Source organism: Skermanella stibiiresistens SB22, assembly GCF_000576635.1.
Lineage (GTDB): Bacteria > Pseudomonadota > Alphaproteobacteria > Azospirillales > Azospirillaceae > Skermanella > Skermanella stibiiresistens.
The window spans coordinates 1-17,788 of the sequence record NZ_AVFL01000004.1 but is presented as its reverse complement, the minus strand read 5'-3'; the positions used below and the strand labels follow the sequence as shown (position 1 = coordinate 17,788).

At 65.7% G+C, this 17,788-nt stretch carries 17 protein-coding genes; 13 read left to right on the top strand and 4 right to left on the bottom strand.

Annotation, left to right across the window (positions count from 1 at the left end):
- Positions 1 to 8 precede the first annotated feature (8 nt).
- From N825_RS39675 to N825_RS06820, 7 genes are all read left to right on the top strand, one after another.
- Entirely contained in the window at positions 9 to 173 is a 165-nt protein-coding gene (locus N825_RS39675) for a hypothetical protein (protein ID WP_198038214.1), read from the top strand.
- On the top strand, positions 170 to 1,111 hold the full coding sequence (locus tag N825_RS06845; RefSeq protein WP_084164467.1) for a S1 family peptidase: 942 nt from the start codon (positions 170 to 172) through the stop codon (positions 1,109 to 1,111). Before N825_RS39675 ends, N825_RS06845 begins: the two co-directional genes overlap by 4 nt.
- A 3-nt stretch (positions 1,112 to 1,114) precedes the next feature.
- Positions 1,115 to 2,419 (top strand): glycosyltransferase family 39 protein, encoded by a 1,305-nt coding sequence (locus N825_RS06840; protein WP_037448894.1) that lies wholly within the window; start codon positions 1,115 to 1,117, stop codon positions 2,417 to 2,419.
- A gap of 2 nt (positions 2,420 to 2,421) precedes the next feature.
- Positions 2,422 to 3,654, top strand: a complete 1,233-nt coding sequence (locus tag N825_RS06835; protein ID WP_037449415.1) for a BaiN/RdsA family NAD(P)/FAD-dependent oxidoreductase — start codon at positions 2,422 to 2,424, stop codon at positions 3,652 to 3,654.
- A gap of 150 nt (positions 3,655 to 3,804) precedes the next feature.
- A complete protein-coding gene (locus tag N825_RS39670; RefSeq protein ID WP_037448891.1) occupies positions 3,805 to 4,587 on the top strand; it encodes a PEP-CTERM sorting domain-containing protein in 783 nt (260 codons plus the stop codon).
- An 80-nt stretch (positions 4,588 to 4,667) separates the two neighbouring features.
- A complete protein-coding gene (locus N825_RS36250; protein ID WP_051511659.1) occupies positions 4,668 to 6,257 on the top strand; it encodes a sensor histidine kinase in 1,590 nt (529 codons plus the stop codon).
- Positions 6,254 to 6,628: a response regulator gene (locus N825_RS06820; protein WP_037448888.1), complete on the top strand. Its 375-nt coding sequence runs from the start codon at positions 6,254 to 6,256 to the stop codon at positions 6,626 to 6,628. Before N825_RS36250 ends, N825_RS06820 begins: the two co-directional genes overlap by 4 nt.
- A 4-nt stretch (positions 6,629 to 6,632) precedes the next feature.
- On the opposite strand, the gene N825_RS06815 is transcribed toward N825_RS06820, so the two are convergent.
- On the bottom strand, positions 6,633 to 8,696 hold the full coding sequence (locus tag N825_RS06815; protein ID WP_063833652.1) for a ThiF family adenylyltransferase: 2,064 nt from the start codon (positions 8,694 to 8,696) through the stop codon (positions 6,633 to 6,635).
- A 67-nt stretch (positions 8,697 to 8,763) separates the two neighbouring features.
- A complete protein-coding gene (locus tag N825_RS06810) occupies positions 8,764 to 9,564 on the bottom strand; it encodes a PEP-CTERM/exosortase system-associated acyltransferase (protein ID WP_245613047.1) in 801 nt (266 codons plus the stop codon).
- 741 nt (positions 9,565 to 10,305) lie between these two features.
- On the opposite strand from N825_RS06810, the gene N825_RS06805 reads away from it, so the two are divergent.
- Positions 10,306 to 11,088, top strand: coding sequence for a LamB/YcsF family protein (locus tag N825_RS06805; protein WP_037448885.1), 783 nt, complete (start codon positions 10,306 to 10,308; stop codon positions 11,086 to 11,088).
- A 41-nt stretch (positions 11,089 to 11,129) separates the two neighbouring features.
- Here N825_RS06805 and N825_RS39665 read toward each other — a convergent pair whose 3' ends face one another.
- Positions 11,130 to 11,570 (bottom strand): hypothetical protein, encoded by a 441-nt coding sequence (locus tag N825_RS39665; RefSeq protein WP_037448882.1) that lies wholly within the window; start codon positions 11,568 to 11,570, stop codon positions 11,130 to 11,132.
- A 168-nt stretch (positions 11,571 to 11,738) separates the two neighbouring features.
- Between N825_RS39665 and N825_RS39660 the strand changes: the two genes are divergently transcribed.
- The 3 genes from N825_RS39660 to N825_RS06785 all read left to right on the top strand — a co-directional run bounded on the left by N825_RS39660 (position 11,739) and on the right by N825_RS06785 (position 14,037).
- Positions 11,739 to 12,038, top strand: a complete 300-nt coding sequence (locus tag N825_RS39660) for a GapR family DNA-binding domain-containing protein (protein ID WP_198038213.1) — start codon at positions 11,739 to 11,741, stop codon at positions 12,036 to 12,038.
- A gap of 295 nt (positions 12,039 to 12,333) precedes the next feature.
- Positions 12,334 to 13,440, top strand: coding sequence for a sensor histidine kinase (locus N825_RS06790; protein WP_063833672.1), 1,107 nt, complete (start codon positions 12,334 to 12,336; stop codon positions 13,438 to 13,440).
- 171 nt (positions 13,441 to 13,611) lie between these two features.
- Positions 13,612 to 14,037 (top strand): response regulator, encoded by a 426-nt coding sequence (locus N825_RS06785; protein ID WP_051511655.1) that lies wholly within the window; start codon positions 13,612 to 13,614, stop codon positions 14,035 to 14,037.
- Positions 14,038 to 14,051: 14 nt separating this feature from the next.
- On the opposite strand, the gene N825_RS06780 is transcribed toward N825_RS06785, so the two are convergent.
- Complete coding sequence (locus N825_RS06780) at positions 14,052 to 16,166, bottom strand: 3-hydroxybutyrate oligomer hydrolase family protein (RefSeq protein ID WP_211098385.1); 2,115 nt, start codon at positions 16,164 to 16,166, stop codon at positions 14,052 to 14,054.
- Positions 16,167 to 16,509: 343 nt separating this feature from the next.
- Between N825_RS06780 and N825_RS06775 the strand changes: the two genes are divergently transcribed.
- Both N825_RS06775 and N825_RS06770 read left to right on the top strand, forming a co-directional pair.
- Entirely contained in the window at positions 16,510 to 17,517 is a 1,008-nt protein-coding gene (locus N825_RS06775) for a helix-turn-helix transcriptional regulator (RefSeq protein WP_037448879.1), read from the top strand.
- Positions 17,518 to 17,646: 129 nt separating this feature from the next.
- Positions 17,647 to 17,788: ATP-binding cassette domain-containing protein (locus tag N825_RS06770; protein ID WP_037448877.1), on the top strand; the 142-nt coding region annotated here is incomplete at its 3' end.

The window sequence follows — 17,788 nt, the reverse complement described above, 5'->3', positions numbered from 1 at the left end:
GAGTCGCCATGGACAGCCTGTTGTTCCTTCTTTCCCTGATCGGCGTCATGGTCGTGATCGGCTGGGCCGTCGTCAACGACAAGGTCCCCGATGGCGGCAAGACCAAGGGTCTCCTGGCCATGCATCACCCGGACGACGAGACCGCCAAGCCGAAACGCCGAAGCCGCCGATGAGATGGGGTCTCTTTGGTCTACGGGAGCTTGGTCTTTTTGGGCTCGGCTTCTGCGGGCTGACGGCTCTGGGCGGCTGTGTCGCGTATTCGCCACCGGACTTGGCCGACCCTCCGGCCGCGGCCAGCGCCGAACCGCCGATCGCGATATGCTACGAGCCGGACCAGGATGTCGTCTCCCGGGTGACTCCCGCCGACTGCCGGGGCCGCGTCGTCACAGAGGAGGAGGCGGAGGCCCTGGCCGATGCCCGCGCCCGCCGGCACCGGGCCCAGATCATCGGTGATCGCCAGTCCCGCCCGGACGACAAGGTCGAGATCCGAACCGCCGGATCCGGGTTCTACATCAACTCCCAAGGTCAGGTGCTGACCGGCTTCCATGTGGTGGCGCGTTGCGCGGCGGTGACGGTCTCGACCATCACGGGCGGGCGGACGCCGGCCCATGTCGTCGTGTCGGATTATGGGTTGGACTTGGCCGTGCTCCAGACCAAGGCGAGGCCGAAGAGCTTCGCCCGCTTCAACCCGGCACCCGACCGCGACCGCAGCTTGACCGGTTCCGTCGTGGGATACCCGGCCCTGGGCGCCGCCACCATCGTACCCAGCCGGACGCCGGTGGAGGCGTGGCCCGCCCAGCTCACCAGCGGCGGCACGGAATTCTCGGTCGAGGGGCGCATACGCGCCGGACACAGCGGCAGCCCCGTGCTCGACCAGTCCGGCAGGGTGATCGGGCTGATCCGCAGCAAGGTGGACGCGGTGACGACCTACCGCGAGACCGGCCAAGTCGTCGAGGACGTGGCCCAGGCGGTGACCAACGAGACGATCTTCCGCTTCCTGGCGCCCCAGCACGTCTCCCACGTCACCCAGGCGCGCGGGCCCGAGCTTTCCGATGACGAGATCCTGGAGCGGGCCAGCGCCTTCGCCGCCCGTGTCGAATGCTGGAACTGAGCCTTGCCCGCCTTGAAGAACCTGACATTTCCGCTCCTGGCGTCGGCGCTGTTCCTCGCCACCCGGCTGGGCTGGACGCTGGCTGTCGACGCCGCCCCGATGAGCGACCAGCTCTGGTACTTCCAGCGTGCGGTCGGCCTGCTGAACGGTGAGGGCTACGCGATCGGCGGCTCGCCGACCGCGTTCTGGCCGGTGGGATATCCAGCCTTCCTGGCGGGGCTGTTCGCGGTTTTCGGAGCGCATGTCGAGGTCGCCAAGCTGGCCAACCTCGTGGTGTCGGCGGTCGCCTTCGTCTTCCTGTTCCGCATCGCCCGCCGGGCGACCGGGTCGGAGATCGCGGCCAAGGTGGCGGTGGTGCTGGCGGTGCTGTCGCCGACGTTGATCTTCTACACCGAGCTGCTGTATTCCGAATTGTTGTTCATGGCGCTGCTCCTGGCCGGCCTGGACGCGCTGCTCTCCAGCTTGGACACTCCGAACGCCAGCTTGCGAAGCTGGCACCGGCCGGCGCTCGCCGGGCTGTGCTTCGGCTTGGCGGCGCTGGTCAAGACCCAGGCGCTGCTGCTCCCGGCGGCCGTGCTGGGGGCGGCCTGGGTGCTGCGCCGCGTCGGGCTCCGCCGGGCCATCGTGGTTGGATTCGCGCTGCACGCCGCCTGCCTGCTGGTGATGGCACCTTGGACGATCCGCAACACGCTGGTGCTGGGCGAGCCGGTGCTCGTCTCGACCAATGGCGGCTTCAACCTGTACATGGGCAACAACCCATGGAACCGCTGGGGCAACTACATGTGGCCGGCTCCCGCCGAATTCACGGCGGCGACCGAGGGAATGAACATCCTGGAGGCGATCCCCGACGAGGTCGGCCTCAACCACCGCCTGAACGACGCCGCCCTCGCCTATATCCGCGACAATCCGGAGCAGGCCCTGTTGCGGGTGCCGCGCAAGCTGGACCAGTTCTTCCGGTTCGACACGCTGCCGCTGGCCCAGGCGGAGATCGGCGCCAAGCGCAATGGTCAGGATATCCACGCGCTGGTGGCGGCCGTCACCCCGGTGGCGGAGGTCTGGCACTGGGCGATGATCGTCCCGGCCTTCCTGTTCCCGTTCCTGTTTCCGCTGATCGCCCGGCCGCGCGACACGGCCCTGGCGGCTTTCGTCCCGATCGGGTATTTCGCGGCGATCACCGGCGTTTTCTTCGGCGAACCCCGGTTCAACCTGCCGCTGCTGCCGCTTTACACGCTGCTCGCGGTGTCGCTGGTGACCGGCCTTACGCGGGCGGCGCCATGGCCCTTCGCGAGGGCCGGAAGGAACGCATGAACATGGCACCCTCTCCGCTCCCCTCCGTGCGCGCCGCCGTCATCGGGGGCGGTCCCGCCGGCCTGATGGCCGCCACGGTCCTGGCCGAGGCGGGGGTCAAGGTCGAGATCTTCGACGCGATGCCATCGGTCGGACGCAAGTTCCTGCTGGCTGGCCGCGGCGGTCTCAACCTGACCCACTCCGAACCCCTGGCCGACTTCGCCGCCCACTATGGCGACCGGGCCGATGTCGCGCGGACATGGCTGGAGCGCTTCTCCCCCGACGATCTCCGCGCCTGGGCCACCGGCCTTGGCATCGAGACCTTCGTCGGCAGCAGCGGGCGGGTGTTTCCGGTCCAGTTCAAGGCCTCGCCGCTGCTCCGCGCGTGGCTGCGGCGGCTCGATGGATTGGGTGTCACGCTCCACCGGCGGCACCGCTGGGTTGGGTTCGACGATGCCGGCGCCGCTTTGGTCGAGGGGCCGGACGGCGCCCGGTCGCCGGTCGCGGCGGACGCGGTGATCCTGGCCCTGGGCGGAGCCAGCTGGCCCCGGCTTGGTTCCGATGGCGCCTGGGCCGGCATCATGGAGGCGAAAGGCGTCGTGGTCCGTCCGCTGCGGCCGTCCAACTGCGGCTTCGACGTCGCCTGGGACGAACGCTTCATCGAGAAGCATCAGGGCGAGCCGCTGAAGAACCTCGCCCTGACCTTCGAGGGGCACACCGTCCGGGGCGAGCTGATCCTGACCCGCACCGGGGTCGAGGGCGGCGCCGTATACGCCCTCAGCGCGCCGCTGCGCGACGCGATCGAGCGGGATGGGTCCGCCACGCTGACCATCGACCTGCGTCCCCAACTGACCACCGATCAGATTCGTGATCGGCTGCGCCGGCCTCGCGGATCGGAATCCTGGGCCAACTGGCTGCGGAAGTCAGTGAATTTGACAGGTCCCCTGCCCGGATTGCTGCGGGGCGTCGCCGGAGCTGACAGCGGCCCCAGCCGGATCGCCGAACTGGTCAAGGCCCTGCCCTTGCGCCTGACCGGTGTGAAACCGATCGAACGGGCGATTTCCACCGCTGGCGGCGTCGATTTGGCCGAACTGGACGACGATTTGATGCTCCGACGTCTCCCCGGCGTGTTTTTGGCCGGCGAAATGCTGGACTGGGAGGCTCCCACCGGCGGCTATCTCCTCCAGGCTGCGCTGAGCGGAGGCGTCGTCGCGGCTCAGGGAGCGCTTCGCCGGCTTGGTTTGGCGACCCGATAGGGTGATTCCGTCAGCTTTCTTTACACTTCGGCCACGCCTCACCCAATCCAAATACTTACCGCATTGATTTCGAACATATTTTTCCGTTCGGCACACCGCTTGCTTACATCCCTGTGCAATCGCATCCTTGCGACTTGGAGGGCAAAGTTAATGAAAAGCATGATCAAAAAGGCGATGACCGCCGCCGCCGTCGGCACCGTCATGACGCTGGGCGCGGGCTCGGCGATGGCGGTGGAGACTCCGGTCGCTGGCATCTACGTGAGCGGTCCTGGCGACACGACGTTCGAGTTCACCAACATCACCGAGACCTTCGTCGGCGGCGTCGGCGACGTTCTCAGCGGCTTTGGCCGCGTCTCGCAGATCAACTCCCGCTTCGGCAACGACATCTGCGTCAGCGGCGCCTGCGAATTGACCTTCACGTTCGACAACTATGTCGTGCGGGAGTTCAACACGGCGGATGATGACAACACCGTGGCCTTCGGCGGCGGGTTGATCAACTTCTACGTCGACGAGACCCCGGACAGCGATCTGTCGACCATCTCCGGCTTCTCCGATGGCGATCTGTGGATGACGCTGACCGGCCGGGAAACCACCGCGGTGATCGGCCCGAATGCCGGCCAGACCGGCACCCTGTTCGGAACGGGCAACCAGTTCTCCGACAGCGAGTTGGTCAACGGCACGGGTATCGGTGAGCTGAACGTCAGCGGTGGCGCCGCCGCCAGCTACTTCGGCCTCGGCACCCTGGTCAACCTGACCAGCAGCTTCCAGCCCTCGATCGATGGTTGGGCGCTGCCGGTTTCGGGTAACGCCAACCTGACGCTGGTCGCCGCGGAGACGCCGCCGACCGAGGTTCCGGAGCCCGCCACCCTGGCGTTGCTGGGCATGGGCCTGCTGGGTCTCGGCGCCGCCTCGCGGTCCCGCAAGCACGGCTGATCGCTCCAGCCTTCCTGGCGCGAAGAACTTGGAGGGCTCGGGGGTTTCCCCCGGGCCCTCACGCTATTCTGGATGCGAGCGTGCGACACAAGCAACCCGGCACCTTCGTGGACGAAAGCGCCACGGACGGCGCGCGGCGAATCATAACTATCCTAAGCGTCGCCTACATCCTCGCGACCCTCGCGGTCCTGCCCTTCGCGGCGCTACCCGGCCCCGTCATTCCCGCCGTCACGACGACCTTCGGCGCCGGAGTGCTGATCGCGGACCTTTGCACGGGCTTCCTGCTGATCGTCCATTTCCGGGCGATCCGGTCCCCGTCGCTGCTTCCGCTGGCCGGCGCCTATTTCTTCAGTGCCGCGATGGCGCTTCTCCACATCCTGACATTTCCAGGCGCCTGGATTCCGAACGAGCCCTTGATCGGCAGCGCCCAGTCGGTGGGATGGCTATTCATCTTCTGGATCGTCGGGTTCCCGTCGCTGGTCCTGCTGGCCGTCGCCATCGAGGCCCGGTCCGGAGGGCGCCAGATCGCGGAACCCCATGCCGACCGGGCGATGGTCTCGGCCATGGTGGCCGTGCTGGCGCTCGTCGGGGCGCTCACGGTGATCGCCACCGCCGGCGAAGCCTGGATGCCGGCACAACTCCAGGGAAATGTCTTCGCCTCGTGGGGCAACACCGCCCAATGGACTTCGGTGGCGCTGTCGATGGCCGCCTTCGTCGCGCTTTGGCGGAACTCACGCGGGCAGGATGCGCTGTTCGGATGGCTCGGCTTGGCCTTGATCGCCTTCGCCGCCTTCAACGCGCTCGCCGTCTCGGGCGGCGCCCGCTACACCATCGGCTGGGACCTGAGCCGGATCAGCGGCTTCATCTCGTCCTGCTTCCTGCTCATGTTCTTCCTGAGCCAGTTCTCCCGGCTGCACCGCTCGCTGGCGGGAGCGCTGGCCCGCCTGCGGCACGTCAATGAGAACCTGGAGCGCCGCGTCACCGAACGCACCGCCGAACTCGAGCGGTCCAACCAGCGCCTGCGCCAAGCCCTGGACGAGCGGAGCCTTTTGCTGCGCGAGGTCTATCACCGCGTCAAGAACAACCTCCAGGTCATCGACAGCATCGTCGCCATCGAGGCGTCCAGCCTGCGGGGACCGCCCCCCGAGGACGTCCTGCGCAATCTGCGCCGCCGCATCAACGCCCTCGGGCTTGTCCACCAGCAGTTGATGACGTCGAGTGATCTGGCGACATTCGACATCCGTCCCTTCCTCGATGAACTTGGCCGCGATCTCATCGCCTCCAGAGGCGGAGGCGGTGGAAGCGCGAAGGTCGACGTCGACATCTCCGTGGAGGCGGACGCCCTGACGGTCGATCTCGATTTCGCCATCCCCCTCGGCCTGCTGGTGACGGAATTGGTCCTGGACGCCCTGAGGCGCCAGGATCCCCGCGACCGGGCTGGCGAGGTGCGGATCCGCCTGCGGAGATCCCCGGATGCCGGCGTGACGCTGACCGTGATGGACAATGGAGGCGCGATCGGACCGGGGCATGGAACTCCCCACAAGGGTGGGCCGTTGGGTCTCAGCGTCGTTGAGGCTCTCGTGGTCCAATTGGAGGGTGGAATGGCGGTGTTCCATGCTGGCGGAACCAAGGTCGAAGTCCGGATGCCCTTACCCGAAATCAAGTCATGACGATCGAAAAGACCTGCGTCCTGGTCGTCGACGACGAGCAGTTGATCGCGCTCGCCCTGACCATCGCCCTCAATGACATGGGGTTCACGGTTTGCGGGACCGCGGCCACGGCGGCCAAGGCCGTCGAACTGGCACGGACGCACCGTCCTTCGCTGGTCCTGATGGATGTCAGGCTGAAGGGACAGGCGGACGGCGTGGACGCCGCGCGCGAAATCCACGACACGCATCCCACGCCGGTGATTTTCATCACCGGCTCACGCGACGCGGAGACCGTGAAACGCATTCACGAGGATCACCCCTCCGGGATCCTGTTCAAGCCCGTCCTGCCAAACCAGCTGGAGGCGGAGATCAACCGGGTCCTGGGGCTTTAGACCGTCAGGCGCTACGGGCCACGACGGCTTCCGGCCCCTCGCCCACCAAATCCTCCTGAACGGCGGCTTGGCGCTGGTCGCCGGTGATCAGGTCGGCGAGCGGCAGGCGGTGCGATCGGCTGACCGGTCGGGTCGTCTTCGGATGGCCGATTCGGCCCATGAAGACCAACGCGTCGACCTCATGGCCCGTCACCCGACCAAGCTCGACCGCCAGCTTCTCCGCCTTGGCGATCAGCTTTGGCGCTTCGGTGAAACGGGTGCCGGTGACGGCGTAGGTGGCGAAGGCGAGCGGCGCCAGGCTGGGCTGCAGCGCCAATCCGAAACGTGTCGCGGTCAGCCAGAAGCGTTGCAGCCGCTGGCCGGCGTTCAGCAGTTCGTCCGCCGTTGGCGGTGCCACGCGCGGCTCGCGCCAGCTGATGGTGAAGTGGCCGGCACAGGCCATGCCCGGCAGGATGTCCAGCTGCAGGCTCGCCGCCCCCGTGCCCAGCAGGTTCATCCGCTCGACCCTGGACCAATCCTCCAGGGCCCACCGCATCATCTTTCGGGTCACGCTGTCGAGACCGATCGCCCCGGCTGGCAAGCCATGCGGGCTGAAATGGTTGTCCCAGTCGATCATGCGGCGATGGACGTCGTAGGCCTCGCGGCAGCGCAGGCGGATATCGGTCGCCAGACCGTACAAGCGGGAGAATTTCCAGCGTTGGCCGCGGCTCTCGAACCAATCGATCACGAGATCGGGACCCAGCGCCTCGGCCATGGCGGCCTTATGGACCGGCGTCAGGGCGTCGGTCTTGTAGCTGGCGCGGTCGACCGAACGCAGCTTGACGAAGCTTTCCAAGGGATCGGGCCGCACGCCGGGCTGGCGCGGGAACCTGACCTTGATATCCAGACTGGCACCCCGCTCGCCTGATTGGCTCCACTCCATCCGCCGGCCGAAGCGCGCGGCGGCGATCCGCATCGACTCCAGCAGGTGACCGGCCGACAGCAGGGTCGGCTGGCCGTTGGCGTATTCATAGACGTTGACGCCACCCTCGTTGCGGATCCTCACCGTCACCGCCTCGTCGTCCTCGATATGGAAGCGCCAAGGCTGGCTGTTGTCGCCGCTGGGTGCCCAGCGCGCCAGATCGAGGATCCTCTCGATCTCGGTGGCGGGTGGCTCCGGCTTGACCCGCGGCGCGTTGCGGGCGATCGCCTTCATCATGCGCAGGCCCAGCTTCTGCTTGAGGCGCTGGCCGATGTGGCGGCTGCCGCCGGGCAGCTTGCGGCTGACGAATCGGCTGCGATAGGCGTCGAACTGGTGGAACCAGGGGGCCGCCTTGACGCCACCGCGGTTCAGCAGGATGCGGAGCGCCTCGATCCCGGTGACGCCGGCGCAGATCTGGCAGGCCATGGCGGTCGACGGACCCCGCTGGTTGACCAGATCCAGCCTGGAGGGATCGACCAGATAGGAGCGGTGCATGCCGCGCGGGGTCAAGCCGACCAGGAAGTTGACGTATTGCTGCTCGATCGGCTGGCCCTCAAGCCCGAAATACTGCTCGAAGGTCATGCCGCCCGGCATGAAGACGATATAGGCGGTGCCCATGCCGATCGGGCCGGCGGTGATAGCCGGGATGCCAAGCTCGGCGCAGCGGGCGAAAACCTTGGCGCGGACATCCAGCACGAAGAAGTCGAATCCATCGATGAACAGATCGACGCCATCCAGGAATTCGTCGATGTTCGCGTCGTTGATCCCATCGGGGAAACGCCGGATCTCGGCGGTCGGGTTGATGTCGCGCGCCATCGCCGCCATCACGTCGACCTTCGGACGGCCCAATGTGGCCGTGCTGGCGCCGATCTGGCGGTTGAAATTGACGGTCTCGAAGACATCCATGTCCGAGACGTTGAAAGCGCCGATGCCCAGTCTGGCCAAGGTCAGGAGATGGACGCCGCCTACTCCCCCCATGCCGGCGATGGCGACCCGCTTGGTGCGGAGGATCTGCTGTTCCCACTCGGTGACCCACCCGATGTTGCGGCTGAACGCTTCGTCATAATCGAAGTCGAAGCTGCCCGCGGGCATCATGGGGGTCGTCATGGCTGTTGTTTCCTCAATGACAGGGACGCTGTTTGATCTCGCGCGCCCCATACCGGTCGATCACCGGTTAGAGCGCCATGGCACGGCGTGACGCCTGGGCGGCGGGAACCGCCATGGCATCGATGGAGGCGGTTTCGTCCAGCGGCCACAAGCGGCCACCGTCGGTGATGATTTCCCACACGTCGGGACGCTCGGCGTGGACCCTGCTCAGCAGAGCCCCCAGATCGGCCCAGCAGGGCTGACGGCGGCCATGGTACTCGACCAGCGAACCCAGCGGGGTGAAATGGATGCCAAGGCGGGTCAGCAGGCGGAGCAAGGCTGGCTCCATCACGGCCGCCCAATGGGTGATCCCTTCGCGGGCACTCATCTCGACACAGGATTTAATGAGCCCGAGCGGCAGATGGAAGAGCATCTTGCGCCATTCCTCGGGAGAAAGCGTCGCCTCGACACCGGCGGCCGGGACATGCTGGCGGAAGCTCTTGACGATCGAGAAGCGGGAGATCTCGGCTGTGCGGTGGATCGGGAAGGGAACCACGCCGTCGGCGGCGACGGCACCCGCGATCCGGCGCATCGGCAGCATCCGGGTCTCGCCGGCGTCCCGCGGCAGGACGAGGCGGACCGTGCCGATCGCGTCGCCGGTGGTGCGGTGGGTCATGATCGCGTGGGTGGAATGGCCGTCGGAGGCGTCGCTCTCGAGACCATCGGGGCTGTTCGCCGGGTCCTCGAAGGCGTTATCGATGCAATAAACCTGATAACGAATACGGAAACAGTCATTCTTTCGTTCTGAAGTCGTCGCGATCGCGGAGTCAAAAACCGAATTGTAATGTTCCAAACCACTAAAACCGGAAGATTTTCGCGCCTCGGCCATATCGTTCGTGAGTGAAGTGGCGTTTCCGATGGCCTGACCTTCGGAAACCAATCGCTCTACTCCAGATCTCGAATGGTACATGGTGTCTTCCAGTTTGTTTTTGGTTGCACAAACCACCACTCTCCGGTGGCGGCGGCTCCTGCTCTCAAATTCGTTGGCGGCGGCACGCGCCCGCCGCTCTGCCCCAGCCCCGTCCGCCGTTGTCCCACTTTCGCCCCATCGGGTGATCCATCGTGGTCTGTGGCCTGTCGATGGAATAATCCGACGTCTTCGTGCGGCGTAAGCGAAGCCAAGTAAACGAACTGCGAATTCGCACTCCAACAAGTCACTGCAAGGAAACAGGATCACCAGGACCCAGACTACTTACAGCAGATCAAGCATTAGGTCCGACCCACGGCATCTCGCCATGTATCTAAGCACTCAAAAGTTAAATTTCACTTAAGCGAATGCAGACTAGCTCTCTCTCTTGGTCGCGAATGTATTCGAAATAGAGAAAAATTTAACGTGGCAAAGATGTGACCTCGATGAGAATTGCTGTGACTTTGAAAGGCTATTCCTGTGAATTTTCCGGCATATTCATTGTCAATTTCGAAGCAGGTTCGTCTTGGCCAGCGTACTAATTCGCAAGGATTCGTGACTCGAGAAAGGTGGCGGACCATGCCAAGGGAGTTGCCCCACACCTGCGAAATCGCCATTCTGAGCATGTTTTCAGAAACCAACGCGGCCGGAGCTTCGTGGACGATGGCGGGTGTTTCGAAGGTCGATCTGAACTGTGACATGGGAGAGAGCTTCGGCGTCTACACGCTGGGCGCCGACGCCGAGATGCTGAAACTGGTGACGACCGCGAATGTCGCCTGTGGTTTCCATGCCGGCGATCCGCTGGTGATCGACCGCACCATCCGGCTGGCGCTGGACGCCGGGGTCGCGGTCGGCGCCCATCCGAGTTTCCTGGATCCGTGGGGTTTCGGCCGCCGGCCCATCCAGGGCGAGGATCCCGGCGACATCGAGAGGATGGTGATCTACCAGATCGGCGCGGTTCGCGCGCTGGCCGAGGCCGCCGGCCACCGCCTGACCCATGTCAAGGCGCATGGCTCGCTCGGCAATATGGCGGCGGTGGATCTCGATCTGGCGCTGGCCTGCGCGCGGGCCGCGCGGGCGGTGGACCGCGATCTGATCCTCGTCGTCATGCCGGGAATGGAGACGGAGCGCGCGGCGCTCCAGCTGGGCCTGCGGGTGGCGCGGGAGGTCTTCGCCGACCGCACCTATGACGACAACGGCAACCTGACGTCCCGCAAGAAACCCGGCGCCGTGCTGCACGACGCCGAGATGGCGGCTGACCGCGTCCTGGCGATGCTGGAAGCCCAGGCGATCACGACGGTCACGGGAGCCACCATCCCGGCCCGAATCGACACCATCTGCGTCCATGGCGACAATCCGGCGGCCGTGGAGATGGCCCGCGTGATCAGGGCCCGGCTGGAGACCCAGGGCATCGCCATCGAGCCATTCAGCCGGACACTAAGGTGATCGCCGCCCTCTCGGGCGGCTGAGGGGGATGATCGCCGCCATCACGGACGGTCGAAGATCGGGGCCGTCTTGTCGGAGCGGAGAGTTTGGGCGGAGTGGACGCGCGGCGGATTGTCGCGCCCGGTCTGTCCCAGCGTGTCGGCGGCGACATTGGTCACCGTATCGGAGTGGGACGCCGACCCATCCGGCATGGCCCAGCCAACCGTCACCTCGTCGCGGTCGTCCTCGTCATCCCGCGTGAGCCGGTATCCCAGCCAAGCCGCCAGCAGGATGCCGGCGCTGGCGGCGAACAGGACGAAGGGAACGGGATGCTCGCGGATCACGTCGCTGATCCCGCCACCCGATCGGCCGCCCATCCGGGTGCGGCCGACGCGCATGCGGCCATAGGCGCTGGGCGTGTCGTAGGGGATGTAGGGATGTTCGGGCGTGCTGTCGAGATAGCGGCGGTGCCCTCGGTCGGAAGCGGGTATGGCATCAACCATTTGCTGGTCCTTCTCCCTGTGGTCGTTGGGTCGGTGGAATCGCCGGGCCGCGCGCGGCGGCCGCTCCTGGTTCCAACCATGGGGAACGGTGGAACGTTCCGTGACCGGCCTGTTGCCTCCGCCCGCGCGCGCGGGTATGACGGCGGCTCCCCACTCATGGAGTTGACCTTGAACGATACCGGGATCGCCGCCAGTGCCACGACGGCCGAGCAGCTGAAGCAATTCGCCGACCGCATGGAAAATCTGCTGAATGAGATCGAAGGGCTGAAAAGCGATCTGAAGGATTTGAAGGGCGAGGCCAAGTCGGCCGGCTTCAACATCAAGGCTCTCGACCGGCTGGTCGCCATCCGGCGCAAGGACTCGGCCGACGCCGAGAGCGAGCTGCTGAACGACCTGCTGCTCTACGCCCACGCGACCGGCACGCGCCTGGACCTCGCGATGCCCGAGGGATCCGAGGAAGCCGCCTGATTTTCCAGCGGGGTCATTTGATCACCCCCCGCGTCGATCGGCCAGGAGACAAGGGGGAAAGTTCGGTGTCCCGCCTCGAAGTCCGGCAACAAAGGAGGGACCAAGCGCGTTAGACCTCAAATGCGCTGGTGGTGGCCGCGTCAGGATGTTCCGCTCATTGGCGGATAACCCGGAAATGTGTTTTTCATGACATTAATTCCGTGCATCATCCTAGCCTGATCGATCTTCCGGGTTCCTCAATCCCGGAAGATGTTCAATCCACCAGTTTTCCGATCTATTGGGACCATTCACCTTGATGGGCAGCGCCATTCCTGGGCAGCAGATCTCCGAGATCCAGCGGCTTGAAGCACTTCGCGGTTACGGCATCCTCGATACTCCCCGCGAGGAGGAGTTCGACGATCTGACGCGTCTCGCCGCCTATGTCTGCCGCGCGCCGGTGGCTCTGGTCAGCTTCGTCGACGCCAACCGGCAGTGGTTCAAGTCGGAGGTTGGGCTTGGCGCCAGCGAGACCGATCTGGATTCCTCGGTCTGTCAGTTCGCGATCCGCCAGCCGGGCCTGTTCGTCATTCCCGACCTCAGGGCGGACAAGCGGTTCATCGACAATCCCCTGGTGACGGGCGCTCGCCACATGCGCTTCTACGCCGGCGCCCAGCTCAAGACCGCCGACGGGCTGGCGCTCGGCACCCTCTGCGTCCTCGACCACGAACCGCGCGACCTTGACGAGGAGCAGCGGGCCGCGCTCTCCACGCTCGCTCGTCAAGTGATGGCGCTGCTGGAACTGCGGCGGTCGATCCAGCAGAAGGACCTGATGCTGAAGGAGGTCAACCATAGGGTCAAGAACAGCCTCCAGCTCGTCTCCAGCCTGCTGCGCCTGGAAAGCCGCCAGATCGCCGATCCCGTCACCCGCCGCCATTTCGACGAGGCCTGCGCGCGCGTCGCGACGATCGCCCGGGTCCACGAGCGCCTGTACAAGACGGACAAGGTCGGTGTGGTCGAGTTCGGCCAGTTCCTCCGCGACCTCTGCGCCGATCTGGCCCATTCCGCGATGATAGAACAGGGCCACCACATCGAGGTCCAAGCCGACACCCATGAGTTGCCGACCGACAAGGTGATCCCGCTGGCGCTGATCATCAACGAACTGGTCACCAACGCCGTCAAATACGCTTATCCGGCGGGCCGCCGCGGCGTGATTCGGGTCGGCTTCAAGACTCTGCCGGATGACGACGGATTCACCGCCAGCGTAGAGGACGAGGGCGTCGGATTGCCAGCGGGGCTGGACCCCACGAAGACCGAAAGCCTCGGGATGCGCATGGTCTTCGCCTTGCTGAGCCAGGTCGGCGCCGAGCTGACGTGCGATTCCGGCAAGACCGGCACCCGATTCCTGATCTCGGCGGTGGGATGACGGCCTGCCGGGGAATGGCCCTTTCGAGCGACCGCTTCGTGGGCGTCAGGACAAATCGAGCCGCCGGGTGTTGACGTGATGCCCCTTTTGAGTCCGAAACCGTAGCCTGGCGACATGCAAGCAATCTCGAAGATCAGACTCGTCCATTCCAGACAAGCCGGCCCGCGGCCCTTGGAAAAGCCGCCCTCCGACAAGCCGGAGCGGGAGCCGTCGAGCGACGTCCGCATCCTGATCGTCGAGGATGAGGCGATACCCGCGATGCTGCTGGAGGAAATGGTCGAGGATCTGGGATTCTTGGTGTGTGGCAAGGCGGTGTCCGGTCCCGGCGCGGTGATGGCGGCCGAGGATTACCGACCCGACCTGATCCTGATGGACATCAGGCTGGCCAACGGCACCGACGGCATCGACGCCGCCGTCGAGATCCGCCAGCGCTGGGGCATCCCGTCGCTGTTCATGAGCGCCTTCAGCGACCACGCCACCATGACCCGCGCCCAAGCCGCCGATCCGGTGGGCTTCGTCGGCAAGCCCTATGACGATGTCCGCCTGCGCAACGCCCTGACCGCGGCCCTCAAGAACATGGGCTTGGCCGAGGGGTAGGAGTCCAGGGCTGATCATTCCGGGATCGACAGCGTGGCGCCATCGAACTTGATCAACGAATCGGCGCTGGCGTCCTGGCGGATTGGCGGCAGGTTGGCGGGACCGATCGGCGGCGCTCCCATCCCGGTCCCCTCTCCTGGTCCGCGCGGCGCGGTGTGGACGACTTGGCTCGGTGGCAGCGGCGCCCCATTGACCAAATGATCCCACATCAGGTCGAGCGCCTGGAAATAATAGGCGTGCAGCGGCACATACCTTGTGTCGAAGCCGGGAAACGCGTTGAACGCGTCCAGGTGCGTCGCGTTGGTGACCTCGTAGTACCGGACATCGCCACCCCTTTTCCCCGCTTTGAGGGCCAAGGCGTAATAGGGCCGGGCCGCGTGGTTTGGCGGAATGATGCCGTCGGCGCGTCCCTGGACGATCACGACCGGCTTGCCACGCGGGTTGCCGGTGGCCTGGACCGCCGCGATGCCCTCCTCGACCCGCCGCCGCCGCTCGGCCGCCTCGCCGGTCAGGGGATTTCCCGAGACCGGATCGGTTCCGGTAGCCAGGGCGCGCAGGCACAGCGCCCCGGCCATGTTCTGATCCGGCGTCGATGACCGATCCTCGCGGGGACCGCCGGGCGCGTCGTTGTTGATCAGCACGACCTTGCCGGTGGGAGGAATGCCATTGCCGACCGCGAACAGGTTCGCCGCGTCCACCTCGGAAAGCGGTGCCGGGACGCCGTTCTCCTGATAGGCGAAGCCGTAGCCGCAAAGGTTTTTCTCGACGCCCGCCCTCGCATAGGCGCTGGCGTAGGTGACCGCGATCGACTGGGGCACGAAGAAGGTGTTGTAGGCCGGCTGAAGGAAATTCTGCTCGGGCAGGATGCCGTGGGCGTTGATCGCGGCCCGCGCCTCCACCGCCTGGGCCACCGTCGTGCTGGCCTTCAGCAACCCCGCCCGCGCCAAGGCCTCGCAGCGCCCCGCCGACGCCGCCGTGTTGAGGGGAGCGTCGGCGATCGAGAGGGCGGCGCAGGGTTCGTACAGGTTGACCAGGGTGATGTAGTCCAGCAAGGGGCGGCTGTGGTCCCGGACCGGTGGGCCGTCGCCTTGACGGATCGCGAACGAAGGGTCGAACCGTGGCTGGACATTCGGCTCCGACACCGCCACGCCGTCGATCAGGTTGCCGCGGTCCTCCTCCGCCGCCCGCAGCGAGGCGCCGCCGCCATTGGAGACGCTGGACGCGATCACCACCGTGTTCTCGGGCGTGTATTTCCGACCGTTGGGTGCGGCGTGGTACCGGTTGAGCACCGCGAAGGCCAATTCGATCGAGTTGAGGACATCCTGGCCCCAGTGGCTTTCCGGATTGTCTCGGGAATGGGCGTGCTTCCAGGCCAGCCGATGGGGAAACGCGGCGGCGAAGGCGGCGCGCTCCGGCTCGCTTAGGTCGGCGCGGAAATTGACACGGTCAGGTTGAGCGCTGGCCGACACCCGCTCCCCGGTGATCAGGTTGACCGTGTCGCGATCGAGGTCGTGGACGCCCATGCCGGTGCCCTTGTCGGTATAGGCCACCGCGCAGCCCCGTTTCAGCCCCCACTCGCCCGCCGTCGCGATGGCGCCATAGACCCCACGCGAACCCGAGGACGGCGCCGTCACGATGCAAGCCTGTCCCATGGCGAAGCCATCGGGCACCTGCACCATCAGGGTGACCCGCTCGCCACCCCATTCCTGGGTCCAGGATGCGATGCCGTGCCGCCTTCCGCCGTCGGCCAAGGCGATATACTCATGCCCGGCGATCAGGCCGGCGCCGCCGATGCCGACGGCTGGCCCGTAGAGCGAGCCGTACCCTCCGCCAGGCGTCATGTCGACCAAGGCCCGATAGTTGGCGTGGATCGCGCGCGTCCGCAGTTCCGCCGCCGTCGGATTGGCCGGATCGGCGAAGGCGGGGGGCGTCGCGTTCGCCAGCCCGGCCGAGCCCAGGCCGCCGGTCAGCAGATCGTTGGTCTTGCCATCGAAATAGGTTCGCTGAAGATCCCCCCGGACGAAGTCGGGCATCCCATCGCCGGGCGTACCGACGCCACCGCAACCGGAGACGATGGCCATCATCGCCGTCAGCCCGGCCATCATGCGCGTGACTTTCCTGATGATCACCGACTTCCCCCGTCTTTTGGCCCCGTATTTTGGCCCCGTATTTAGGCCCCGTATTTAGGCACTTTGGCCGGCATGGTGGACTGGAGCTTGGACGGCCGCAAGAACACCACCAGCCACAATCCCATCACCCTCGATCAAGAACCATTGGCCAATCAAGGACCATAGGCGGTAAGCCGTCCAGAAGTTTGGCGGTCTAAATCTCTCAAGGGCATGTAGCGGTTGAAGCAGGCGGGACAATACCGTTACACACGGGGATATCCCATCATTGGTTCTCGGGCTTGCCCTGGGACAAAGGACAACGGAAACGTTGCGGAAAATTAGCGATAATCTGAACATCGAGCCGATGGACACGTGTCTCGTCTTTCGGTCCCGGCTGGAAGACCTTGTCGGCGAGTTCGACCGGTCACGTCTCGTGTTGCTGTCGGGACCAGCCGGCATCGGCAAGACCGTGTTGATGGCGCGGTGGCACGCCATCGCGCGCAACCGCGGCATGTCTGTCGGGTGGCGGTCGCTTCTCCAGGATGGCCTGGACCCGAAGAGCGTCCTGGCGGATCTGTCCGAGGTGTTCGAGCGGGATGGCCAACCCGTCATCCTGTTCCTCGATGATTATCAAGCGGTGACCGATCCGACGATCCATCGCGACATCAACCTGATGCTCAGTACCCTACCCGCCAGTCACACCTTGGTGATCGCGGCGCGGAGCGAACCACCGCTGCCGTTGGAGCGCTATCGCGCCTGTGGCGCCTTGCTGGAGCTGGGCGCCGCCGACTTGCGCTTCACCTTGGACGAGGCGCGCTACTACCTGACGCGCGTCCAGGCGCTGGACCTGTCGGAGGATCAGATCCGGGAAGTGACGGAGAAGACCGGCGGCTGCGCCTCGGCCCTTCAACTCGCGGTCCTGACGCGCCGTGTCATGGCGAAGGAGCGTGACGCCTTGCCCGAGATCCAACGGCGGGCGAACCGTTGGCTGGAGCGCTTCGACGCCGATGACGAAGGGGTGCTGCGGGGCTTCGCCGCCGTCATGGTCGGCTATGCGGCGGGCACCGCCGTCGACATAGACACCGCCATCTCCCAATGCCGGGAGGCGATCGAGACATCCGGTCGCGTACTCGAAACGCTGCGACCCGATAGCGCGCGGTCGGCTCCGGCGGCGTCGGACCAACTGCATCACCGCGAGGTCCAGATCCTGCGGCTGGTGTCGGAAGGATTGCGAAACCGCGAGATCGGCGAGCGACTGCGCATCTCAGAGGACACGGTCAAATGGTACCTGAAGAGGTTGTTCGCCAAGCTGTACGTCACGACCCGTACCAGCGCCGTCGCACGGGGACGGGAATTGGGATTTTTGCCGTAGGTCTTTGGAGTTTCGGCAGAAAGCCACCCTTTCGGGTGGTGTCACTGGATGGCCGCAGCCCCTAACTACACGCAAAATCCAGGACATCCGACCGCCCCCGGGGCGGCTGTCCGTCAAGGGGAGGTACGCATGGACGGGGATCACATACTCGAGACCCGAGGACTGACCAAACAGTTCAAGGGCTTCATCGCGGTCAAGGACGTCAACCTGCAAGTCAGGCGGGGCAGCATCCACGCGCTGATCGGTCCCAACGGCGCCGGCAAGACGACGG